This is a genomic window from Legionella rubrilucens (assembly GCF_001468125.1).
GTDB classification, from domain to species: domain Bacteria; phylum Pseudomonadota; class Gammaproteobacteria; order Legionellales; family Legionellaceae; genus Legionella_C; species Legionella_C rubrilucens.
Map to the genome: position 1 here is coordinate 60,757 of NZ_LNYT01000020.1, position 24,155 is coordinate 84,911.

The window sequence follows — 24,155 nt, forward strand, 5'->3', positions numbered from 1 at the left end:
TTTTTCTCTTTACCAGCAGCATCGCTGCTGGTAAAAGAGAATAATCTCTATGAAAAATCCGGATGTAATAATCATTGGTGCCGGGGCAGCCGGTTTGATGTGTGCTATCGAAGCAGGCTTTCGCGGTCGTCGGGTACTGGTGATTGATCACGCCAACAAAGCGGGCAAAAAAATTCTGATGTCCGGTGGCGGTCGTTGCAATTTCACCAATTATGACATTGAAGCGCATCATTATCTTTCTGCCAATCCTCATTTTTGCAAATCCGCGTTAAAACGCTATACGGCCTATAATTTTATTGATCTGGTCAACAAATTCCGTATTCCCTTTCATGAAAAATCGCACGGGCAATTGTTCTGCGATAACAAATCATCCGACATTGTGGGTATGCTGCTCGCCTGTTGTGAAGACGCCGGAGTGACTATTGCCTTAAATACCTCGATTCAATCCGTTCAGCACGAGGGGAAGGGATATCGTTTACAGTTGGCTTGTGGCACACGCCTTCAATGCGACTCCCTGGTGATTGCTACCGGCGGGTTATCCATCCCTACCATGGGTGCTTCTCCCTATGGGTACCAATTGGCCGCGCAATTTGGTTTAAACGTGCTGCCTACAAGGGCAGGATTGGTCCCTTTTACGCTGCAGCCGCAGGACAAGGAGCGTTATGGCGCATTGTCAGGTATTTCGGTGCCTTGCCGTGTAGCCTGTAATCATCAGGATTTTACCCTGGATATGTTGTTTACCCACCGGGGCTTAAGCGGCCCGGCCATGTTGCAGATTTCCTCCTTCTGGCATGCAGGAGATGAGTTAACCATCGATCTCGCAGCGGGACGTGATCTGGCCGCAGGGATCCTGGCTGCGAAACGTAAAACACCCAAAATGCGATTGAAAACCTGGCTGGAGCAGACATTGCCAAAACGCGTGGTGGCAACCTGGCAGGAGGAGGCTGTGCTCGAAAAGGAATTAACCACCTTTTCTGATCAACGATTGAGGGACATGGCGTTAAGCGTCACTCAATGGCGCATCAAACCCAATGGCACAGAAGGCTATCGCACAGCAGAAGTCACGCTCGGTGGTGTGGATACCGAGGCCATTTCCTCACAAACCATGGCGGTGAAATCAATCCCCGGCTTGTATTTTATCGGCGAGGTTCTGGATGTGACCGGCTGGTTAGGCGGGTATAATTTTCAATGGGCCTGGTCTTCCGGCTGGGCCGCCGGGCAAGTGGTCTAACCTCAGCAAAATTCTCGTAAGTTACCGAAACTTCTGTATAATCAGGTGTGCCTTAAATTGACAGGATGCCTACGTGATCAGAATAATTGTATCGTTATTGTCCCTCTATGCGGTGTTAGCTCAGGCCTCAGTTCCGGTAGACGGTACTTTTATTGCAGGTAAATCATGTCCTGCGTACCTTTCCAAAAATAAAAAAACCAACCCGACCAATGCCTCGGTTGAAGCCGGGCAGCGCTATACCTTAATCGAAATTAACCGGCCCTACAAACCGGATTGGCTGCGTATTGTCCTGGCTGATGGCACCGGGCGTTGGGTTGCCAGCGAATGCGGTGATGCCGATTACCAGACTAAACCGGCCAGCCGTTGCGATCAAAGTCCGGGGATGGCAGACTCGTATGTACTGGCGCTAAGCTGGCAACCTGCCTTTTGCCAGACCTATGGTTATGAAGCGGGTAAACCCGAGTGCATGAAATTAAAGCCGGCCTCTTACGCGGCGTCTCACCTGACTTTGCACGGCATGTGGCCAAATCAGAATCAATGCGGTCAAAATTACGGTTTCTGCGGCGTCGAGCCACAGCCCAATCATTGTGATTACCCGGCTGTCAATTTAAATGATGAGGTGGCAGAGATGCTGCGGGTGTTCATGCCAAGCTATGCTTTTGGCAGTTGCCTTGAACGGCATGAGTGGAATAAGCATGGCAGTTGTCAGATTTTAAGTGCTGATGCCTATTTTTCGTTGGCCATGCGCCTGACCAAAGAAGCGGATCACTCGCAGTTAGGAACGTATCTGCATGAACATCTTGGCAAAACAGTGCCCCGAAATGAACTGGAAGAGAGAGTGCGTTTGTCTTTTGGCGGTGATGCAGCCAAAAAAGTGTACCTCGGGTGTAAAAACGGCTTGTTAGTCGACGTTTATATTCAGCTGCCGGCGTTGATACCCTATTCGGAATCACTTAAAACCTTAGTCCAACAGGCTCCGGAATTAAAACGCTACCAGGGCTGTCCTGCGTCGGTCGGCATTTCGGATTTCACCATGAATGCCTGGTTTTAGGCCGTTTGGTTCATCCTGCCGAGGCTTGAGAATCACCAGGCAGGATGCTTGCGCATTGCTTTAACTTCCTCTAATGTAGGGAAATACACGTCCATTTGGAAACGAGACTTATGTTGAGCCGCTTTTTGGTATTGATTTTTATAGGGTTTCTACTTAGTGGTTGCCATCGCCAGGCGGTAGCGACCGAGCAGCAACCCGGGGCGGTTGCCACCGTTCGTAGCACGCAGGTTCGTTCGGTGCCGAGCTTCAATCATGTCATTGCCAGAGGTCGTCTCAATGTCGATTTGCACACCGGTTACTCAAAACCGCAAGTTATCCTGCGTGGCGCGGCAAGCGATCTGCAGCAGGTGGTGACCAAAGTGCAGAATGGCCAGTTGCTTATCCAGATTGGTGAAGGCTATCCTCGTTGCGGTGCGGTTTCAGTCGAAGTGCGCGGTCATTATTTAAATTCATTCACTTACCAGGGCGGCGGTGTCATCACCGGCTCCCGCCTCCATTCCGGCTTACTGGATTTAAGCATTGATAATCCGGGTAATACGACGTTGGGCGGTGATATTTTCCTGCGTAAACTGGATGTTCGAGGCAGCGGCAATGTCCAGATTAGCGGTGTGCACGCACATTATTTACAACTGTCCATGCGCGGCAAACCGCATGTGCAATTGACTGGGATGGCCAATCTGTCCATGGTCGAACTGGCGGGGGAAGGCTGGTTCAGCATGTATTGGATAAAAAGCGATAAGTTAAAAATTCGCGCCAAAAACAAAGCCTTTATGCAGTTGGCGGGTATTGCCAATGTCATTGATGTGGAATTATGGGGTAATGCCCAATTTAAAGGGCGTTATTTACGAGCCAACCGTGCCTTTGTGAAAACGCATGATCGGGCCGTGGCTGAGCTTTCAGCCGTTAAACGGCAGCATACGCTGGCGAGCGATGCCAGTGACATTTATTTTTACAATCTTCCGGAAATGCGGACCGACTTCATGGCCTATAATGGGGCAGTGCTGGACATGCGGGATTGGGGATATTATTCCATACAGGAATACACACGATACAATAAGAGTTTGAATAATTGACAGCCCTTGTGGGCTGTTGGTCATTTCCCAAAGCCCCAGGATGCTGGTGTGAATTCCAGGTCGATGTCCTCATCAAAGCATTCGAAATTAAGTCCATTGATCATCAGGGCTGGATCGATCTCGGTTGCATTTGGCTCATCCCCCATTTCCTGTTGCAAGCTCTCTTTCACGAGATAAACCACGGAAAAAACAGCGGCCATCCAGGCACTCACATTGCCCAGGGTTTTAATCACTTCTTTGTCTCGTTTAGAAAACATCACGACTCCCTTTATGTTGCTAAATAAAGGGATTGAGTGTACACGATTAAAGCAGTCTTAACCAGTCGTCAGGTTCTGATTAACGCACTGAATAATGTCGGCAATATCACCATCCAGCGGCAATACATGAGCTGATTTGGCAAGCCAGTGAATGGTGACATTGTCACAGCCTGCAAAGCGGGCAGCGACACGGCGGGAAGCCACCACTTCATCGTAACAACCGAGAAACACATCGGTAGGGCAGGTGGGCGGTTTGAATTCAAACTGCTTAACCAGGGTTAAAATTTCAATAATGGTGGTCAGCGGCAGTTGGCGGTAAGCGATTTCGCAATGATTGGTTGTGAATAAATTACCGGCTGCACTGCGTAATTGGCGAAACCCCAACTGGTAGAGGATTCTGGCCAGTTTCAGGGAGCCGGGTAAGGCCAATTGCAAATCAAGTGCCGGCGCCAGTAAATACAGGTGGTTTAAAGGAAAACGGCTGCTTAAGTGACAGGCTAAAAGCCCGCCTAAGGACAGGCCCATGATATCCACCTGCTTAAACTCAGCAACCAGGGTTGCACAGACGTCCTCGACATAGGCAAGCCAATCGCAGGATTTAACCTCGGCAAACGCGTTGAGATTCTCACTGTGGCCGGGCAGCACCGGGGCAACCACGGCATCGTAACCCGTCAATTGCCCGATCAGATTGCGAAAGACTGCCGGGGAGGAGGAAAAACCGTGCAACAACAGCAGGGCATGGTTTTTTTCCTCGCCTTCGCGCTTAAAAGGGAGCAACAGATTGGCATCCCGCCTACGCAACATGGACACCTGCACCCCTCGTCTCATACAGCGAAAATCATTTAAATTCATGCAATTCCCTTCTGGATAAGCCTGTTGACGTTGGCAATCATAGCAAACCATTGATGTTGTACCTACAGATAACTGATTTTTATCGATGCCATTTGCTGCTCATGTTTGCCATGAATGTGAAAAAAAACTGTAAATGCGGCCTTTTATGCAGAAATGCAAGCGATTCAGTAATATTATACAACGAATACCCGTGAAACTTATTCTTGCTTGGTGGGTATGCTATTCTTAATAGAGTAATGACATTTTGCAGGTGATTGTATGTCTGGAACAGAATTATCAGGGTCCATACCTAACCCCACGTCAACCACGCCAAGTCCTGGTGCCGGAGGCAGCAGTAATAAGGATGATGATTTGCTCAACACCATCAATCAGACTCAGACGGGCAATAATCAACAAGACAACGATGAGAACGATCCTCACATGAAGCAGCTTGAGGAATTACTGCAATTTGTCGAAGACATCAACTCACAGGTCACTGGAGCAATTAATCAGGCGATATCGCCCGCGCTCGGCGCTGCAGGCAGTGCCCTTAGTCAGGGATTTAATTCAGTCCAGGGCATGTTTTCCAGCGGCGGTACTGGCGCGGGCAGCGAGGATGCGCCACAAAGCAATCAGGATGATACGATGGGCATGGGTGGAGACGGCATCGAAATGTCCATGATGAGCTCTGATACCATGACTGATCCCATGGATGCGATTGAGAATATGCCGGAACTGGATCAATTTGAAAGCATCGTCAGCGGCCCAAGCCAGGGGCAGGGACAGGACATGGACTTGGAACAAGAAGTCACCGAGGGTGTCTCAATGGTGATGTAACCTTGGTACAACGGTTATGTAATGGGTGCCCGCCTGAGCGGGCAGACCTCAAGACTTACGATTCCATTAACTTATGCGGCAGACTTTCCAGACGACCGGCCTGCGTAATCACCACATAATTCAATTTGCGCTGCAGTTCGGAGATGGTATCGGAGCCGGCATAGGTTAAACCTGAGCGTAATCCACCGATAATATCGGCAAGAATGGCATCCTGATTGGTTTTGTAAAGCACTTCCGTGGCAACGCCCTCGGCTGTTTTCCACTCATGCATTTGCCCGAGAAAATCTTCCTGGGCTTCGCGCGAAGCCATGCCGCGGTAGCGCTTTACCAGCCGGCCATCTTCTTTTTTAATGACTTCGCCGGGCGTAGGTTCCGTGCCGGCCAACATGCCGCCAATCATGACAAAATCGGCGCCAAACGCCAGGGCTTTGACGATGTCACCGGAAGTACGGATACCGCCGTCAGCGACAATGGAGCGATCCGTGCGGGCGCAATCCTGAATACAGGTGAGCATGGGAATGCCAAAACCGGTTTTAATCCGCGTGCTGCAGACGGAGCCGCCGCCAATACCGGCTTTGATGATGTCTGCACCGCAGGAGGCTAAGTAATCCGCGCCGGCATAGGTCGCGACATTGCCCGCCATAATGCAGCGGCTGCCCAGAAGTTTGCGCAGGTTTTTTAACGTTTTACCCACGTATTTGGCATGGGCGTGGGCGACGTCAACGCAGAAAAAATCAGCGCCGGCATCGCGCAGCGCTTCGGCACGCTGCAATTCCGCATCCGTGCAGCCGACGGAGACAAAGACCTGTCCCTGACACTGTTTGAATTCACGAATGTTGTCTTCGATGCTTAAAAAGCGGTGCATGACGCCAATGCCGCCCTTGCTGTGCATGAAGTTAGCCATGTTGCTTTCGGTAATGGTATCCATGTTGGAACTCATGATCGGCAGCTTAAGATTTAACTTGCCGAGACGATCCGTCATGCCGATGTTCACTACCCGGCGAGACTCATGATGATTGTAGGCGGGTACCAGCAATACATCATCGAAGGTAATGGCTTGCATACTCATGCGTATTCTCTCCTAAAACGCGTACTATAAATGCTCTGCTGCATAATAAGCAAGCCTTGAGCGTTCACCGCGCGTTAAGGTCATGTGGGCACTGTGCTGCCAATGTTTGAAGCGATCCACGGCAAAGGTTAATCCCGATGTTGTTTCAGTGAGGTAAGGGGTATCAATCTGCTTGATGTCGCCAAGGCAAATGATTTTACTGCCCGGACCCGCACGGGTAACCAATGTTTTAATCTGTTTGGAGGTGAGGTTTTGCGCCTCGTCAATGATAATAAACCGATTTAAAAAGGTGCGTCCGCGCATGAAATTGAGCGAGCGGATTTTAATTTTGTTCTGCAACAAATCCTGCGTGGCATTTCGGCCAAACGTGCCGCCTTCCTGTGAACTGTGCAGTACCTCGAGGTTATCCATCAAGGCACCCATCCAGGGCGTCATTTTTTCTTCTTCGGTGCCGGGTAAAAAGCCGATGTCCTCACCCACTGGGATGGTCACGCGCGTCATTAAAATTTCATTGTAGCGGTTCTGATCAAGGACCTGGGTCAGGCCGGCAGCGATAGTCAGCAGGGTCTTTCCTGTTCCCGCTGAGCCTTGCAGGGTCACAAAATCAATGTCCGGGTCCAGCAGCATGTTTAAGGCAAAGTTCTGCTCGCGGTTACGCGCATTGATGCCCCAGACGGAATGCTTGGGTTGGGTAAAATCACGGGCGACCTGCACGACGACACCATTGGACTCGATGGTTTTAACCATGGCCTGGAACTGGTTGTCTTCCGTGCTTAAACAATCATTGTAATTCCATTGATTGGTGAGAGGGCCGGTGATGCGGTAAAACGTTTTGCCGTTCTCCTGCCAGGCTTCCATGTTTTTGGAATGCGTATCCCAGAAATTGTTTTCAAGGATATGCAACCCACTGTGCAGCAGATTGACGTCATCCAACACCTGATCGTTGTAATAATCTTCCGCCGGAATGCCGAGAATACCGGCTTTAATTCTGAGATTGATGTCTTTGGAAATAATCACCACGGCCCGATCCGGGTGTTTTTTCTGCAGGCCCAACGCCGTGGCGAGCAGTGTATTGTCGGCTTTGTGCCCTGGCAGGGATGTCGGCCGCAACTGCTCAAACTCATCGGTCTGGAAAAACAAACGGCCGCTGCTTTTTACGTTTTCCGAGGTCAGAAAACTTGGAATAGGCAGGCCGGCTACGATTTGAGTGTGGCTGGCATTGCTCATCAGTTCCACCAGCATGCGGTTGGTTTGCCGTACGTTGCGTGCTACTTCCGAGAGGCCGGTTTTGTGACTGTCGAGTTCTTCAAGAACCACCATCGGCAGGTAAATATCATGCTCCTCAAAGCGGTAGATGGCGGTGGGATCATGCATGAGAATGTTAGTATCCAACACAAATAATTTTCGGCTTTCAGATTTATTGTCCATGATAATCCCTGTCTACTAAATCAATTTATTGTGATTAGGGCGGGGAGCACAGTCAAGTGAATTCATGCCCAAGCGGTGAAGATTATTCAGGTTAACGGGATCAAAATGAGAGGAACTGGATCCATTTCAAGCGAAGGATTGGAATCACATGCAGCGAGCCATTATTGTATTTTTTGCAAGGAGTTAATCATGAAAGCAGCCAGTGAATATTATGTTGAATTTTATAAAGCGCAAGACCAAACGAAATGGGCAGATGAATCAAAATAATTGTGCAATACCTTAGTATGGAATTAAAAAACAAATACCTTTACTTCGCTGATTTAATGGCGTACCTGGCTAAGGAACGCCACCGCCTGGCCGTGCTGCTTGGTCATCAGGATGCAGCCAATTTTGGTTATTTTTGCCGGGAAGGATTTGGTGGGTGTTATGAAGACATTTTAAAGCCAGGGTATCAACGTCAAGAGGTATTACCCCTGGTTACTGAATTATTAAAGCAGGGAAAGGAGACCAGCAATGAGGGCTTGGTCGTGCAGTTTGAAAATCCTTTTTTATGGCTATTTCCTCAATCCGATCAGCAGGAAAAAAGGAAAAAAGCCAAGTGGGCGAGTGATCATTTACATAAAAACTGGACATCGGGCATGTCTGCACGGATTTTTGAAGATTATCGGTTTGGTTGTAATAAAGCACGGAGTAGCCTGTATAAAAATCCTGAAGGAAATATCGTATTAATTTATCGTGGATTTAATAAGTACGACCTCATCGGTGACTATTTTTCAGCCCAGGCTCTTTATGATGATTTATTAAATTGGGATCCTGAGACGAGTGTTGATTTATTCATGGAACGTGCCGCTAAATTTTCCTATTTTATGGTTCATGGGATTTTTGTTCGCCGCGGCATGGCTTCGATGACGGAATGGATGGTTCGAGGTATTGCCGCGCATCATGGTTTGGAGTTAACTGATTTTTATCCAGATGAACTTGGCTGGCCGTGGCGTGCGTTAACCATGACCAGGATTGATGATTACATCGAATGGTTTAAAACCAGGAGTTATATGGTTAAAACAAAAGCGAGTACTCGGCTTCAAAGCACTTTTTTTAGTAAGCAGGAATCCCCTCCCGAAGAGGTTGCTCATTCACCGTCGAGTGATTTTACAATGAATTAAAGCATGCTCTCTGAACCCCATTGCAAAGGTGCGATGGGGTTCATTGAGGTATTCGCAGAATGGGAGTACTACCCCATTATTCTTGCAGCAATTTAATCGAGGAAAGGACTTCATCCACATGCCCTGGCACGCTCACTTTGCGCCATTCCTGACGCAAAATCCCCTGGGGATCGATAAGAAAGGTGCTGCGCTCGATGCCGCGTACTTCTTTCCCATACAGCGACTTCATTTTAATGACATCAAAAAGCTGACAGATTTCTTCGTCTTTATCGCTGATTAATTCAAAGGGAAATTGCTGGTTGCATTTAAAGCTGTCGTGTGATTTTAGCGAATCACGCGAGATGCCGAAAATTTCAGTATTTAATGCCTGGAAAGCAGGGTAGGCGTCGCGGAAATTTTGTCCTTCCACGGTACAGCCCGGCGTAGAATCCTTGGGGTAAAAATAAAGAACGATCCATTTTCCCTGATAGTCATTTAAACTGGCTGAAAGGCCATTGGTTGCGGTAAACGAAAAAGCAGGTATTTTTTCACCTATATTCATTGTGTATCTTATCCTTACGTGAAGTCGTCTCTATTTAAAATACACGAGAACAAGATTGCCTGCAAAGCCGCTCAAGAGATGCGCTGGATGCGGACAGAATTGCTTTCTGGTGTATAATTGCTCCTCTTTGTTAATAATGATAAGCAGATTATGACTACTCACAAAGCGTCAGACGCATCGATTGCCGTCAATAAAAAGGCGCGATTTGATTATTTTATCGAGGATGAGCTCGAAGCGGGCATGGTGCTTGAAGGCTGGGAAGTCAAAAGCCTGCGCGCCGGAAAGATTAACCTGTCCGATGCGCACGTGATCCTTAAATACGGCGAAGCCTTTTTGCTCGGTGCGCAAATCCAGCCTCTGCCCACGGCCTCTGCCCACACGCTGCCTGACGCAACCCGTACGCGTAAGCTATTATTAAACAGGCGTGAATTGAGTAGACTGATTGGCAGTGTTGAGCGGCAAGGTTACACCATTGTTCCGCTGTCGCTGTACTGGAGCAAAAACCGCATCAAAATCAAAATTGCGCTGGCGAAGGGTAAGAAAACCCATGACAAGCGCGATGCGATTAAAGATCGCGATTGGCAGCGTGACCGCGCCCGGTTGCTCAAGAAAAAATAACTGGCCCCATGCGTTGACAAGCATGTACTGTCAGGGATAATAGTGGTAAGTTGCTGGAAATTTGCTGCAAGTTTTTTTCACGCGTGAACCTGACTGAGTAATTTCTATCGCATTGCAGGGATTCAATGGATTAATGATTCTAAGGAGAGATCATGCCAAATTTTGCCAGACTCTGTAAATGGTTATGTCTTACGCTCGTCTGTATTCCTCTCTCGCTTCACGCGGGTAAAACTATTCAGTCCATGGTGGTTTTTGGTGACAGCCTGTCCGATACCGGCAACACCACCCACCTGCTGAAAAGTTTAAGACAGGAAGAAAGCCCCGCCTACCTGGTGCGTCCCTTAAAAGTCTTTGTCATTAATAAAATGACTGAATTTGCCTACGATTATTACGTACCGCAAATGGTACTTGACGCCGGCATTGAGATAGTCAATAACTACTTCGATACGGAATTCGGGCCGTTCTTAGCCTCGGTGATCAGTAAAGTGAGAAAAGTACCGGTTCTGCCCGGCGAACCCTATTGGCAGAATCATTTCTCCAACGGCCGCGTCTGGAATGAATACTTGGCGCCCATGCTGGCCCTTGATCGCGAAGACAATGATGACTTCGCCAATCAGGCTTTCGGCGGCAGCTGGGCTGTGACCTATGATTATCAATTGACAGTATGGAATCTTATCCGTCATCCGCTAAATACCTTAAAGACGCTGATCGTTGGAAAACTGATTCCGCCGAGCCTGGGGCTGACGGTACAGGCCTACCTGTTAATGAACGAGGTGCTGGATGATCGTACGGCTTATTTCGTCTTTACCGGGGCCAATGATTACTTGAATGTGCTGGTGTTTGAAGACAATTACAATCCGGCAGTCATGAGCGCCTACATTGATAATGTGCTCGACGGGATTATTTCCGGTGTCAATAAATTGACAAAAGCAGGTGCACGGCATGTCATCATCATGGGCTTGCCAGACGTTGGCTTTACGCCAAAATTTGTTCACACCACCGACAAGCCGGTATTGAGCGCTGCCATTAAGCTGCATAATGAGCGTCTGGCGGCCCGTGTTGAAACCCTGCGTCAGGCACAACCAGAGGTTAATTTCCTCTACATCGACATCAACCCGCTGTTACAAAAAGCCTTGGACCATCCAGCGGATTATGGCTTGACTAACATTACAGATGCCTGCATTGACGTTAAGCTGCCGATGTTCGGCGCGTTTGCCGCATCGCCTTATGCACGCAATTACGTCCTGTTGTATGCCCAGGTTCTGCAATACCGTGATGCCAGCTTTAAGCGCGGCGAGCGCAATTATCATGTCTGTGATACCCCGGATAATTACCTCTTCTGGGATGAAATTCATCCGACAACACGCGCTCATCGTTACCTGGCTTATGAAATCTGTGAAGTAATGAAAGCCAATGGCTATAAAACAAATTGCCAACAACCGTCTACTATTTAGAATATCCACGGTATTGTGGCATACTTGGCCATTTTTCAAATGATGAAGACGCCAGCATGCGGGGTCATGCTGGTGAACTGTCAAAAGAATTGGGTAAGGAGTGAATTATGTGCGGGATTATGGGAGCAACCTCTCAACGTGATATCAGCAAAATATTACTGGAAGGGTTAAGACGTCTGGAATACCGCGGTTATGATTCTGCCGGCATTGCGGTCATCGACAAGGCAGGCCGATTGAAACGGGTCCGAATCCAGGGCAAAGTCCAGGCATTGGCTGACGCCATGCAGGAAGTCTCCATTCATGGCACAACCGGCATCGCGCACACCCGCTGGGCAACCCATGGCAAACCTTGTGAAGAAAATGCCCATCCTCATCTTTCCCACGATGAAATTGCCGTGGTTCATAACGGCATCATTGAAAACTATGAGTCCCTGCGTAAAAAGTTGCAGAACGCCGGCTATCAGTTTAATTCTGAAACCGATTCAGAGGTGGCGGCGCACCTCATCCATTACCATTACCAGCAGCATGAAAACCTGTTGACCGCTGTGCAGGATGCCGCCGCCGAGATGCATGGCGCCTTCGCGCTGGGTGTTATCCACCAGAAACGGCCGCAGGAACTGGTTGCGGTACGCAAGGGAAGTCCGTTGGTTGTCGGGATGGGGATCGGCGAACAATTTATTGCCTCTGATCCGCTGGCGCTGCGATCCTTTGCGCAATCGGTCATTTTTCTTGATGAAGGCGACAGCGCCCTGCTGACCGCCAATGAAGTGCATGTCTTTGACCATGGTAAAAAGCCGGTACAACGTCAGCGCCATCCCCTCGATAATGACAGCCAGACAGCCAGCAAGGGCAACTATCGCCATTTTATGCTGAAGGAAATCCACGAACAAAGTAAAGTACTGGCCGATACACTGGAAGGGCGTATTGTCAGCCTGGATGTGCTCAAGGCCAGTTTTGGCGAGCATGCGGCTGCGATTTTTCCCGACGTTAAACAGATTCACATCGTGGCCTGCGGCACCAGTTATCATGCAGGCCTGACGGCCCGCTACTGGCTTGAATCACTGACCGGTCTGCCCACGCAGGTTGAAATTGCCAGCGAATACCGCTACCGGGATGTGGTCGTCGGCGATAATACCCTGTTCATTGCCATTTCCCAATCCGGAGAGACGGCCGATACGCTGGCCGCGTTGTACAAGGCAAAATCTTTAAATTACTTATCGACCTTAGCCATTTGTAATGTGGCTACCAGCACCTTGGTGCGCGAAGCCGAGTGCGTTTTTCTGACACGTGCCGGCATCGAAATCGGTGTGGCCTCAACCAAAGCCTTCACGACGCAATTGGCCGCTTTATTGATGTTGTCGGCGTCGCTATGCCGCGATGAGCGGGCAAAAACCGTGTTGGCGCAGTTGCAGGAATTGCCGGCCTGCTGTGAGCGTGCCTTAAAAATGAACAAAGCCATCGAGTCGTTGTCGTCTCTCTTTGTGAATAAATCCCATACCTTATTCCTGGGACGTGGCGTGCAATACCCTGTCGCACTGGAAGGGGCTCTGAAGTTGAAAGAAATTTCTTATATTCACGCAGAGGCTTACCCTGCCGGGGAATTGAAGCACGGTCCTCTGGCTTTGGTTGACAATGAAATGCCGGTTATTGCAGTCGCTCCCAATGATGAATTGCTGGATAAACTGAAATCCAATCTGCATGAAGTCAGCGCCCGTGGCGGTCAACTGGTGGTTTTTGTGGATGATTCCCAGACTTGGGAATCCAATGGCGCACGCCTGATTCCTGTGCCTTCCTGTGGTCAATGGGTGGCACCCATTGTGTATACTATTCCGTTGCAATTATTGGCTTATCACGTGGCTGTGGCGAAAGGGACCGACGTGGATCAGCCGCGTAACCTCGCCAAATCGGTGACGGTGGAGTGAACAAAGGAAAACAATTCTGGCACGCGCTGTGGGAAAGCGGTAACCTGCCTTTCCACCGCCTGTCTGTAAATGACGACTTAATCCAGTTCTGGCCGTCCCTTAAAACGCCGGATAACCCATCCATTCTAGTCCCTTTGTGCGGCAAGAGCCTGGATTTGCTGTGGCTGGTGGAGCACGGGGCCACGGTCACGGGCATTGAATTAAGCGAGCTTGCCGTGCAGCAGCTAGCCGCTGAAAATCACCTGTCGCTCAAACAACAGGTCATTGATGATTGCCTGTGCTATTCATCGCCTGCCTTAACGCTCTGGATCCATGATTTGTTTACACTGCCTGAAAACCTCATTGAGCCTGCGGATGGGCTTTATGATCGCGGCGCGCTGGTGGCTTTGCCAGCCCCGTTACGGGCTGCCTACACGGCTCGCTGCCTGCTGTGGTTAAAATCGAAAGGCCGCATTTTACTGAAAACCTTAACGTACGAAAAGACGCTGATGGAGGGGCCGCCTTACAGCGTCACCGCAGATGAATTAACCGCTCTTTACCCGGGCTGCACGCTGCAATTGCTGAAGGAGAGTCAGCGCCGGATGGATGAGTCTGATTCGCTGTTTGTCCGCGGGTTGCGGGAGGTTATCGATTATGTCTGGTTAATTGAAAGGAATTAACCAAAGGCCGCAAAGTAGTATATAATGCCTTCGTTTTTTTTATCATCATGTTTTTCGGGGAACTGAATGAGTCAAGAGATGTTGTCTACGGCAGCGACAATTGCCCAGGAGCTTAAAGTAAAGGTGTCGCAGGTAGAAACCGCCATTCGCCTGTTGGATGAGGGCGCGACCGTACCTTTTATTGCCCGCTATCGTAAAGAAGCGACAGAGGGTCTCGATGACACTCAATTAAGACAACTGGCTGAGCGTCTGCTTTATCTGCGTGAACTGGATGAGCGCCGTACCGTGATTCTGCAGTCCATCCGTGAGCAGGAAAAATTAACGCCGGAACTCGAACAGGCCATTCTTGCTGCGGACACCAAAACCCGCCTGGAAGATCTCTACCTGCCGCATCGTCCCAAACGACGTACCAAGGCGCAATTGGCCCGCGAAGCAGGACTTGAACCGCTGGCGATGGCCCTGTGGCAGGAGCCCAGCCATGACCCCGAAACGCAGGCTCAGCGATTCATCAATGTTGAGGCTGGCATTGCTGACACCAAAGCTGCACTGGACGGCGCAAGACAGATTTTAATGGAGCAGTTTGCCGAAGATCCGGAATTGCTTAATGAGCTCAGGGAATACCTCTGGCAGCATGCCGTGCTTAAGTCCACCGGCGGGGCCAAGGATAAAAAAGACGCAGCCAATAAATTTGCCGATTATTTTGACTATGCCGAACCGATTAAAAAAATCCCCTCCCACCGCGCGTTGGCGCTATTTCGTGGTCGACGCGAAAGCGTGTTGCAAATCGGCCTGCACCTGGTTGATGATCCGGAGTACGGCGAGAAAAGGGTGGCCGCTTACTTCAACATCAGCCATCAGGGACGCGCTGCGGATAGCTGGTTGCTTGATACCGTACGCATGACCTGGAAAATCAAATTATTCACCAAGCTGGAGCTCGAATTACTGGCTCGTTTACGTGAATCAGCCGATGAAGAGGCGATCCATGTGTTTGCACGTAATCTGCGCGGCCTGTTATTGGCGGCTCCGGCTGGTCCACGCATTACCATCGGTCTTGACCCTGGCATACGCACGGGTGTGAAAGTGGTGGTCGTCGACATCACCGGCAAACTACTGGATTACACCACGGTTTTCCCGTTTGCTCCGCAGAATGAATGGCACCAGGCCATCGCTGAATTGGCGAAACTGGCCGCCAAACACCATGTGAACCTCTTAAGCATTGGCAACGGTACCGGCTCCCGCGAAACGGAACGCCTGGTGGCAGATATGATTAAAATGTATCCCGATCTGAAATTAAACAAAGTGCTGGTGAGTGAAGCCGGCGCCTCCGTTTACTCTGCCTCTGAATTGGCGGCGAATGAGTTTCCGGATCTGGATGTCAGTCTGCGCGGTGCAGTGTCCATCGCCAGACGGTTACAGGATCCCCTGGCAGAATTGGTTAAAATTGAGCCAAAGGCCATTGGGGTCGGCCAATACCAGCATGACGTGAACCAGACTCGTTTGGCACGAAGCCTGGATGGCGTGGTCGAGGATTGCGTCAATGCGGTGGGGGTCGATGTCAATACCGCCTCCGTGGCCCTGTTGACCCGTGTGTCCGGTTTAAACGAAACCCTGGCAAAAAATTTAGTTGAATACCGCGATCAGCATGGCGCTTTTGTTGATCGTAACCAGTTAAAACAGGTCCCGCGCATGGGCGAAAAAACATTCCAGCAGGCGGCGGGTTTTTTACGCATCATGAATGGCAGTAACCCACTGGATGCCTCTGCCGTTCACCCGGAAGCGTATGCGCTGGTGGAACGAATTCTGGCGGATAAAAAAGTGACTATCACCCAAGTCATTGGCAATCATGATTTGTTAATCAGTGTCAATGCCGCCGACTACGTGGATGAGCAGTTTGGCTTGCCGACTGTTCGTGACGTGTTGCGCGAACTGGAAAAACCCGGCCGCGATCCCCGCCCGGAATTCAAGACTGTCAACTTCAAAGAAGGCGTTGAAGACATCAGTCATCTGGAAGAAGGCATGATTCTCGAAGGGGTCATCAGCAATGTCACCAATTTCGGTGCCTTTGTGGACATAGGTGTTCATCAAGATGGGTTGGTCCATATTTCGGCCATGACCAATCGGTTCATTACTGATCCGCACACCGTGGTGAAAGCCGGCGATATCGTGAAAGTGAAAGTGGTTGAAGTGGACAAAGAGCGTCGCCGCATTGGTTTGAGCATGAAACTCGATGAAGCCAGACCTGCTGTTGTGCACAAGAAAGTCAATAAGCCTCAGGCTAAAAAAGCGCCTGTGGTTAAAAAAGACGATGCCCGTAAAAAAGAGGACAAACGCCAGGTGCAACCGGCTAAAAAGGGCGTGTTTAACACAGCCATGGCGGATGCCCTGGCTAAACTGAAACCGGGATCATAACATGGCACCTCGCGGCGAAATTACCATTCAAACCTTAGCCATGCCAGCCGATACCAATGCCAATGGCGACATTTTTGGCGGCTGGATTGTTTCCCAAATGGATTTGGCTGCCGGTGTGCTGGCTAAAAAATTGGCGCGTGGACGTGTTGCCACAGTAGCCATTCATTCCATGACCTTTTTAAAGCCTGTGCACGTGGGAGATGTGGTCAGTTGCCACGTGGAATTGATTAAGCGGGGCACAACGTCGATGACCATTGCTGTGGAAGTCTGGGCAGAACCTGCGGCCGGTTCGGGGCGCTACCAGGTGACCGAGGGAACCTTTGTTTTTGTCGCCATTGATGAAGAAGGCAAATCAAGAAAGGTACCTGATTCGGAATGACTATTGAACTGGAACACTTAAAAAAATGGATCGCCAGCATGGCAGCCCTCATTGAAAAAGACGGTGATCCGGAACCTCAGCATTACACGCCTTTTTTGCAGGAGCCCGAATTAGCCTTGCGTCTTGTCGATTTAATCGAGGAGTTGGATGAGTCTTCCTATGATGAGGAACGGCCTTATTACTCCGCCTGCGTGTTTGCACTGGATATTTGTGTCGCCCAATTGCAGGCTGCCCATGAAAACGGCAACAAAGCCGGTGGCAAAATCCTGACTCATTTAATGGATTACATGGCCGCAACCATCAATAAAACCAAACACACGCTAAGCTTTTGGCTGCCTATCCTTAATGCATTTTACGAGGTGCATGTTGAATTGTCATCGCCCCTCAAAGACGCCTATTTAAATCTGGCAGGCGAGGAAGAGGAATTAACCCCAGAGGAAGAGGCCAATCATTTAAGCGCGATCAAAGAAATGATTCAGGAACTGTCCGACTTGTCTGTGTTTGATATTGCCGAGAATTTTTTTGCGCAAAGCTATGCCATGCCGGATGACTTTTTCTCTGATTTGGTGATTGATCTTTACAGCATTGAGGAAGGTCAGGATATTGCCTTGCTCCTGTTACTGCATCCCAAGGCCCATGTGCGCCAGGTGGTGGTGGATACCATCGCCCAGATTATTGAAAGCATTACTCTGTCGTCCATCTCGTTGTCGCGTCTGCAGGTGATCAAAAGCTGGTACTCGTCGTCTTATCATGAGCAGTTTAATTCCTGGATAAAGATTCAAAGGAAAAAGGGCGTCATTTTTCACCCGCTCGGCACCCAGCCGGTTTTTCGTGTAAAAGCCAGTGAAGTCGATGGCAGCGGTGCGCAGGGTTTGTTTGTTCATTTAAAAAAATACCGAGGTAATCGTCTGGGTGGTTTATTATTGAAGCAGGAAATTGGCGTGAAGGATGCCTGGATTACGCCGATCATTGCGGCGAAGGAAGTGACCAGCTATTACGATGAAGCCTTTGATGAAACGGTGACGTTACGTGAGGTCGACCGCGATTATTTTGTCTTAATCACCAACCATTTCCTGGCGCTTACACTTGCGCAGGGTTCGATGCCCGATTTGCATTTATTTGAAATTCAGGAGCTTTTAGGTTTGCACTTTATACCGGAGTTCATTGATATTGCCGCTGTCATGGAGGAAATCAGCATTCAGATTTCTCCGTTTACCCCAGCGGCCATGGACGAGTCATTCAAGCGTTCGCGCGGTTGGCTGACCACTAAGAAATTCACAGAGTCCTGGTACATCGAAAATGCCCATATCGACAAACTGGTGAATCGCTCAAGCAGTTTTGTAGAAGGAATAAGGGTTTGCGACATTGAAACAGCCATGGAGGCCGTTTTTGAACATGAAATGGAAAAAAACCGTGACAAGTGGTTGTTTCATTTCCTATGGATCACCTTGTGGATGAAAGCCAAGGCACGTAAAACGGAGAAGTTATGGCAGGACAGCTTTTTTATTGCTTACGCTATCCAGCAGGGGACGCCGCTTCATACCATCCCGGTGATGCAGGAAATTTGCCGTCAAACCGTGATCAATAGCGCGGAGACGATGAATGAGCGACGGACTCACCTGAACAAAGAATAATTTCCGGCCGTTTTTAATTTTTAAGTAGTGATTGAGATCAAACCCATGATGTTATCGGTGGACGAAATCAAACAACGACGAAATGCCATGACGTTTGATCTTGGCCATGACGTGGTAACCCTCTCGTTTTCTTTCAAGACCCAATTGCGTTTTGGCGTCCATTTTCTGCAACGGGTTCGAATAGCCCAAAGGCATGGAACAGTTATTGGCGAACTGATAGAGAGTGGTTGTGAGCCTCAGCTCTTCGTCTGGTGGGATAAGTCGCCTCGTCCAGCACCGCTACCCCTGCATACATCACTGGTCAAGGAGGTCGATTCATTTAACCGCATGTATCCGCCGCAGGTGGTGGAATACCTGGCGAAGCGCTTTAACAATTGCCCTATCAAACACCTGATTGCGGCCGGCAACTCCCCCTTGGGGCAGAATGACCTTCAATACCTGTTTCATACAAACCATTTAAGTTTTATTGAGCGTGCGGAGGAGCACTGGTCTAACTGGCTGGTTATGGCCTGTTTTTATTTTGAGAATATCTCAAAAAGCATTGAAAACTACCTGCAATCGCATGTTGAATTGCCGCTTGATGTGATGGAAGCGGTGGGTGCTTTCTCCATTGATTCAGGATTGGATTGGCAGGATTTTCCTCAGTTTAAATCCGGTAACGACATCGTAAGCGAAATGGACGGCATTAACAGGCAGTTGGATTATTTGCAGTCCCGTGCAGCGCTGCCGGCTGGTTTATCTTCACAACGGGAATCCAGGGAAAAGCTGGTGGCCTTGCTCATGGCGCCCCTGCAAAAACGATTGGCACTGCTTAAGCAATACCAACAGGTTCCTCTGATGAAAGCATGGCAGAAGCAGCCCAAGCTATTGCAGGAAAAACAGGCGTTCGAGAGTCTTTTTTCCAACCTGCACTATCGCTATTCTGATGCCCATTCGCGGATCATGCAGTTCATTTTTAACACCTGGATTGAAATTCAGGGGCAACTGAACAATTACCAGCAAGGTCAAAATCAGGTCATTTTACAGAAGCTCAGTGAATACGCTTATCATGAAGCATTAAAAGAAGCGCCTCCGGCCGGACGTGAGGTCGGACAAGACTCATCACCCTGGCCTCCTTATTATTTGTGTGCCTTTGTTTTTGCACTGAGTCACGGTGATGCCTTTGTTAAAAAAACCTGCACCCACCTGTTGATCAGAACCCTGCTCCCTGAGCACGTGGACAGCCTGGTCCTGGTTGATTTTGACCAGTGGTGTGAAAAAAATCAGGTGGGAGTTTATTTACTGCACGAGCATTTGCTGAAAAATGAACACTTTAACCGGTTGAAAGGGGCGTTATTTGACCATGGCCAGCAAACCTTTCAATTCGCAATGGTCAAATTGATGTTTTGTGCCCTCAAAGCCATGGCTGCACTCAACAAGGCGTCGCCGGAAATCGCTGCCGCACAGTTTGCCAACGAGGCGCTGCCTGCCTTGTCCGAGCTTATTCTAAACGGTTATCAGCCCGCGATTGATTTTATTGTCGCCGGTTTACAGGAACCCTCGCAGGTCGGTGTTTTCCTGGGGCTGGATTATAACCTGGCCATTGCCCTGGTAAGCCATTATGTGGACGACAATGACTTGCCCAAGGCCTGGTCTTTTTTCAGACGGCTGGCGCGGTTGACCTGTGCCTCGGGGATAAAACGGGAGGCGCTTCCACCGGAAACAGTGGCTTTGCTGCACATTGTATTTGATGACAAAGCCCGTGAAGCGGGTCTTCATGTCCTTATTGAACAGGCTAAATTCGGCGCATCGGATTCAATGAAAGACAAGGCGGTGAAGGCTCTTCAGCGGGCAGGGCAATTGATCCCTGTTGCGGCATTGGCCTGTGTCAGGTACTTTATTGAGTCCCGGGAGCCTAAGGACAACAGGATTTTAAAATTCATGCGCCTTGCAAGCGAAGCGGATCCGGCTGAAGCGGCTTATCTGAATTACCTTTTTTTGCGGCAGCGGAAAATGATCGCCCCGGAATCATTAATTAAAGCCGCCTCCTGGGGACATCGCCTGGCCTTAAGCGAATTGGAAAATTACATGGGTCGCTATGTTGAGGAAAAAAATACGCAACTGGTCAAGGATTTTTTTATCCCGGCTCTGCTGGATGGAAAAATACAAAAATACCTGCCGCCTGACCTTGTTATAAAAACAGTGATTCTCATGATTGATACCCAGACAGAGGATGACAAACCAGCGTATACGGCGAAGATGATGTCATTGTTTATTCATGCCTTGAAAAGCGAAAACCCGCCCAGCCGTAACACATTGATTACCATGCTTCTGGCAAAGTCAGAAGGACGGTTTTCCGCCGAACTATGCCATGAGTTGTCTCAGGCCATCGAACCAGCTCCTTTGCCAGACAAGGCATTGCCAAGTCCTGAAACACAAGGGATAGCCAGCGTTTCGTTTGCCAGACAAAAAGGCCTCTTTGTCAGGGAGTCATTGAACGAAGGAGTTGACGACACCAGGAAAACCACCCCCGCTGCTTCGCCCGGCCCTCACCCGCTGTAGGCCAGTCATGTTTCTATATAAAAAACACCTTGAACGGTTAAGAGAAAAAATGAAATTGCTGGCAATTCCCTTAACTCCGACCCATTTTCTGCACATACGATTTACAGCCGACACACGCCGGCAAGTCGGCTTTTCTTTTTTGCAGCGTGTGAATTGGCAACAACAGAAAGGTACGGTGTTAGGGCAATATTCCGATAGTCTGGTGATTTGGTCAGATAGTGACAGGCTGGTTCTTGTTGCCAAAGACAAACTGGCGGGACTCAAACCGTTGCAGGACTATGAGTACACGTTGAAGTTGACCGAAATCATTAAACAATTACTCAATGAGGACATTGTGAGTCTGGCTAAAAACATGGCGGACCTTGAACGATTTGAAGAAAAAATTCCGTTACTTTATCAAGAGGGTAATCTGGCGTTGATTGTTCTGGCCGAAGCATCCTGGAATGACTGGCTGGCTGTGGCTCCGCTGGTTGTTGAATTCCTTGCACAACAATTTAAAGAGTATGTGCATCGTCAGGAACAGCAAGCGTTTGAAGCAGTTGGGCCTTCGCTGAACAAGGAGGTGGAACAGACGGCGGCCATCATGCAATTCACCTTCAACACACTGCTTGAACTGAAGCCGGATTATACAGATAAAGCCGTGATGGCTTCTTACTATGCCATGGCGACTCAGTTAGCACACTATTTTTACACTCAGGCGTTAAATCATCCTGAAAAAATAGGTGAACAAGCAACCGCCTGCTCCGAAAACATGGACAGGATACCTAATTCAGTTGCCGCCCTGGTGTGTGCCATGATGGGGGGGGCAAATCAAGATTCCTTTATTCATCATGCTTGCCATCTCTTGTGGATAAAAGCCCTTTTTCCGGATGTTTTACCTGGATTAATGCCGCATCAATTTAACCTGGATGAATGGTACAGGCAAAATCCGGACAAACTCATTGTACTTTATCATCGGCTCATGGCCGATCCTTATTTTATTGCCTGCAATGACCTGTTGCAAAAAAACAGACAGCCTGCCGCGCAATTTGCAATTGCGAAATTGCGTTATTTTTATGTGAATGCGCTGTTTAAAACGTCCTATGATTCCCTGCCTCAGCGTCAGGACGCCCTAACGCCGCTGTTACAACTTGTGCGAAACAATCGACCTGAAGCGGTTCAATTTCTGTTGAATGAGTTGAGTGGCCCGTCATTTAATGGCTCGTCCCCTTGTTTTTTCCTCGACGGTCATGTGGCCCTGGCATTGAGCCATCATTATGGTCGAAGTCTTGATTATGGTGATAATCAGTTGGCATGGTCTTTTTGGCAAAAAGGAAAGACCACATCAATGAATGGACGTTCATCTGATCACTCCCACGTCAAAGCAAAACTTGAGGTACTGTTTGAAAGCGGCAATGCACAAGGTTTTGCCATTCAACGATTAAAGGCCGAAGCAGAGGTCGGGCATCCCGTGGCGTTACAGTACTTAAGAGAGACCAGCCATCATGTTCCGGCGGCTGCTCTGGCCTGTCTGGAACTGTTTGCTCAAAAAAAGACGCTGACATCGATGCAATACGCGGAATCAGGGACGTTTTACACAATGGCCAGACGGGAAAATGCCGCATTGGCCGCACGCTGCTATTGTGTGATTTTAAAACATCAGCACAAATTGACCCTTAAAACCCTGCTGGCCTGGATTGAAGAAGGTCATGAATTCGCCATTGAAGAGCTTGAGTTAAAAATTAAAGGCTATTTAAGGAAAGACAAAGCGGATAGCATCGAAAAGAAAATTCTTCCCCTGCTGGAGCGTCCCCAGATTCTGAAAGCCCTTTTACCGGAAATGGTCATTCTGCTTATTCATTACATGGACAAGGTCTGGCGGTACGATTTTGAAGACGATGAGCCCGCGGGGAATCACTCGCCAGTGTTTTGCAACGAGTGGCTGCTTGCTTTTTTACATCGCTTAAAACGGATGCAATTAAGCAATAAAAAGCAGCTCATCCCCTTGCTTTTGATGCATACAGCCGCCTTGCTGACCGAGGAGGGAAACTTTTTACTGTTCCAACTGGCTGCTCAAGAATACTCCTTCACGGAATTGGCTGCGGCAACGTGGCTAAAGACGCTGGCTGACATTCTGGTAACCTGTACCCAGGGCCATAAAACGAATCCCTTTAAGCTCAGGATAGAAGAATTCCTGCTTAACAATCCCCATGTCGTCAAAGCGTTGGCCGTGTGTGAAGATGCTCGAAAACGATTACACAACAACCCTTATTTTACTCTGGCTGTGAATACCCTTGAAGGACACAGCGAGGTGTCGTTCTGTGGCGAAGGGCTGACTCCGAGTCGAGCGTTGCCTTAATTCGATCTTGACATACCCATGATTTTACGGTTTGTGGATAACTTTGTTCATAATTTTGTTGGTCACCCACAAAAAAAGGCAAAAATAAAATTAACCATTTGATTTTAAAGGAATTATCTATTTTAAGGCCTGTGGGGCACTCTGACGTGATTCTGTGGATAACATTGTGAATGACTGATTGAATTCAAGAAAAAACAACAACTAAAGGAATGCCCGTGCGTCGACGCACGGGCAGCTTGTTTATCGGGAATGATGAATGGTGCTGGTGTAATGAGGAGCCATTTGGCTGACCAGTTCCAGAAGAATCATTTGAGCAATGAGCTGGTCAATCATTCGTTCCATGCTGGGAGCATGGTGCGTTTTGATTGAGATAAATTCTGGAGTGGAGGAATTGCCTCGGTGATAGCGATAGGATTCAGCCTTTTCTTCCCGATGCAGATGAGCATCAAAATCGGTAAACAGATTAAACAGGGTCCGCAGTGGTGTAGGGGTAGTGTAAATAAAAAACGGAGCGTGTTCTGGGCCCGGTTTGAAGGTACTGGCATCTGAGGGTGAGTTATAAAACCGGTAATAGGTTGGGGCTGGGCGTGGATAAAAACGGTTCGAATCGTAATTGTCCTGGTTTGAAGCCCTTCTGGTCGGCTGAGGCCTGTGAGTCTGTTCTTCACGGTGCTGCGGCTGAGGTCTGTGAGCGTGTTCTTCACGGTGCTGCGGCTGGGG

19 protein-coding genes and 1 pseudogene are annotated in these 24,155 nt (G+C 49.0%); 14 read left to right on the plus strand and 6 right to left on the minus strand.

The window, feature by feature from the left end:
* Positions 1-49: 49 nt before the first annotated feature.
* The 3 genes from Lrub_RS08040 to Lrub_RS08050 all read left to right on the plus strand — a co-directional run bounded on the left by Lrub_RS08040 (position 50) and on the right by Lrub_RS08050 (position 3,355).
* Positions 50-1,231 (plus strand): BaiN/RdsA family NAD(P)/FAD-dependent oxidoreductase, encoded by a 1,182-nt coding sequence (locus Lrub_RS08040; protein ID WP_058531673.1) that lies wholly within the window; start codon positions 50-52, stop codon positions 1,229-1,231.
* Positions 1,232-1,304: 73 nt separating this feature from the next.
* Positions 1,305-2,282: a ribonuclease T2 family protein gene (locus Lrub_RS08045; RefSeq protein WP_058531674.1), complete on the plus strand. Its 978-nt coding sequence runs from the start codon at positions 1,305-1,307 to the stop codon at positions 2,280-2,282.
* Between the two features lie 110 nt (positions 2,283-2,392).
* Positions 2,393-3,355, plus strand: coding sequence for a GIN domain-containing protein (locus Lrub_RS08050; protein WP_058531675.1), 963 nt, complete (start codon positions 2,393-2,395; stop codon positions 3,353-3,355).
* A 20-nt stretch (positions 3,356-3,375) separates the two neighbouring features.
* Here the strand turns inward: Lrub_RS08050 and Lrub_RS08055 are convergent, their stop codons facing one another.
* Together Lrub_RS08055 and Lrub_RS08060 are read right to left on the minus strand one after the other, a co-directional pair.
* Positions 3,376-3,612, minus strand: coding sequence for a hypothetical protein (locus Lrub_RS08055; protein WP_058531676.1), 237 nt, complete (start codon positions 3,610-3,612; stop codon positions 3,376-3,378).
* A gap of 57 nt (positions 3,613-3,669) precedes the next feature.
* A complete protein-coding gene (locus Lrub_RS08060; protein WP_058531677.1) occupies positions 3,670-4,464 on the minus strand; it encodes an alpha/beta hydrolase in 795 nt (264 codons plus the stop codon).
* A 258-nt stretch (positions 4,465-4,722) separates the two neighbouring features.
* Between Lrub_RS08060 and Lrub_RS08065 the strand changes: the two genes are divergently transcribed.
* Complete coding sequence (locus tag Lrub_RS08065) at positions 4,723-5,280, plus strand: hypothetical protein (protein WP_058531678.1); 558 nt, start codon at positions 4,723-4,725, stop codon at positions 5,278-5,280.
* Positions 5,281-5,335: 55 nt separating this feature from the next.
* Here the strand turns inward: Lrub_RS08065 and Lrub_RS08070 are convergent, their stop codons facing one another.
* Positions 5,336-6,349 (minus strand): guanosine monophosphate reductase, encoded by a 1,014-nt coding sequence (locus Lrub_RS08070; protein ID WP_058531679.1) that lies wholly within the window; start codon positions 6,347-6,349, stop codon positions 5,336-5,338.
* A gap of 24 nt (positions 6,350-6,373) precedes the next feature.
* Positions 6,374-7,777: a PhoH family protein gene (locus Lrub_RS08075; RefSeq protein WP_058531680.1), complete on the minus strand. Its 1,404-nt coding sequence runs from the start codon at positions 7,775-7,777 to the stop codon at positions 6,374-6,376.
* A gap of 284 nt (positions 7,778-8,061) precedes the next feature.
* Here Lrub_RS08075 and Lrub_RS08085 point away from each other — a divergent pair, with 284 nt between their 5' ends.
* Positions 8,062-8,940 (plus strand): hypothetical protein, encoded by an 879-nt coding sequence (locus Lrub_RS08085; protein WP_058531682.1) that lies wholly within the window; start codon positions 8,062-8,064, stop codon positions 8,938-8,940.
* 76 nt (positions 8,941-9,016) lie between these two features.
* On the opposite strand, the gene Lrub_RS08090 is transcribed toward Lrub_RS08085, so the two are convergent.
* Complete coding sequence (locus tag Lrub_RS08090; protein WP_058531683.1) at positions 9,017-9,481, minus strand: peroxiredoxin; 465 nt, start codon at positions 9,479-9,481, stop codon at positions 9,017-9,019.
* A gap of 150 nt (positions 9,482-9,631) precedes the next feature.
* On the opposite strand from Lrub_RS08090, the gene smpB reads away from it, so the two are divergent.
* The 9 genes from smpB to Lrub_RS08135 all read left to right on the plus strand — a co-directional run bounded on the left by smpB (position 9,632) and on the right by Lrub_RS08135 (position 23,435).
* Positions 9,632-10,099: an SsrA-binding protein SmpB gene (gene smpB / locus Lrub_RS08095; RefSeq protein WP_058531684.1), complete on the plus strand. Its 468-nt coding sequence runs from the start codon at positions 9,632-9,634 to the stop codon at positions 10,097-10,099.
* A gap of 152 nt (positions 10,100-10,251) precedes the next feature.
* The gene (plaC, locus tag Lrub_RS08100) at positions 10,252-11,553 is read left to right on the plus strand and encodes a lysophospholipase/glycerophospholipid:cholesterol acyltransferase PlaC (protein ID WP_058531685.1); all 1,302 of its coding nucleotides are present in this window, start codon (positions 10,252-10,254) and stop codon (positions 11,551-11,553) included.
* Between the two features lie 107 nt (positions 11,554-11,660).
* Positions 11,661-13,475, plus strand: coding sequence for a glutamine--fructose-6-phosphate transaminase (isomerizing) (gene glmS, locus Lrub_RS08105; RefSeq protein ID WP_058531686.1), 1,815 nt, complete (start codon positions 11,661-11,663; stop codon positions 13,473-13,475).
* Complete coding sequence (locus Lrub_RS08110; protein WP_058531687.1) at positions 13,472-14,134, plus strand: class I SAM-dependent methyltransferase; 663 nt, start codon at positions 13,472-13,474, stop codon at positions 14,132-14,134. The genes glmS and Lrub_RS08110 overlap by 4 nt, the downstream gene beginning before the upstream one ends.
* Positions 14,135-14,200: 66 nt before the next feature.
* Positions 14,201-16,543, plus strand: coding sequence for a Tex family protein (locus Lrub_RS08115; protein WP_058531688.1), 2,343 nt, complete (start codon positions 14,201-14,203; stop codon positions 16,541-16,543).
* Position 16,544: 1 nt separating this feature from the next.
* Positions 16,545-16,922 carry an acyl-CoA thioester hydrolase YciA gene (gene yciA / locus Lrub_RS08120; RefSeq protein WP_058531689.1) on the plus strand — a complete coding sequence of 126 codons (378 nt, stop codon included), beginning with the start codon at positions 16,545-16,547 and terminating at the stop codon, positions 16,920-16,922.
* On the plus strand, positions 16,919-18,556 hold the full coding sequence (locus Lrub_RS08125; RefSeq protein ID WP_058531690.1) for a hypothetical protein: 1,638 nt from the start codon (positions 16,919-16,921) through the stop codon (positions 18,554-18,556). Before yciA ends, Lrub_RS08125 begins: the two co-directional genes overlap by 4 nt.
* Before the next feature lie 45 nt (positions 18,557-18,601).
* Positions 18,602-21,097 (plus strand): hypothetical protein, encoded by a 2,496-nt coding sequence (locus Lrub_RS08130; protein ID WP_058531691.1) that lies wholly within the window; start codon positions 18,602-18,604, stop codon positions 21,095-21,097.
* A gap of 7 nt (positions 21,098-21,104) precedes the next feature.
* Positions 21,105-23,435 carry a hypothetical protein gene (locus Lrub_RS08135; RefSeq protein WP_133134123.1) on the plus strand — a complete coding sequence of 777 codons (2,331 nt, stop codon included), beginning with the start codon at positions 21,105-21,107 and terminating at the stop codon, positions 23,433-23,435.
* A gap of 240 nt (positions 23,436-23,675) precedes the next feature.
* Here Lrub_RS08135 and Lrub_RS14915 read toward each other — a convergent pair.
* Positions 23,676-24,155: pseudogene (locus Lrub_RS14915) on the minus strand (hypothetical protein); the annotation flags it as partial.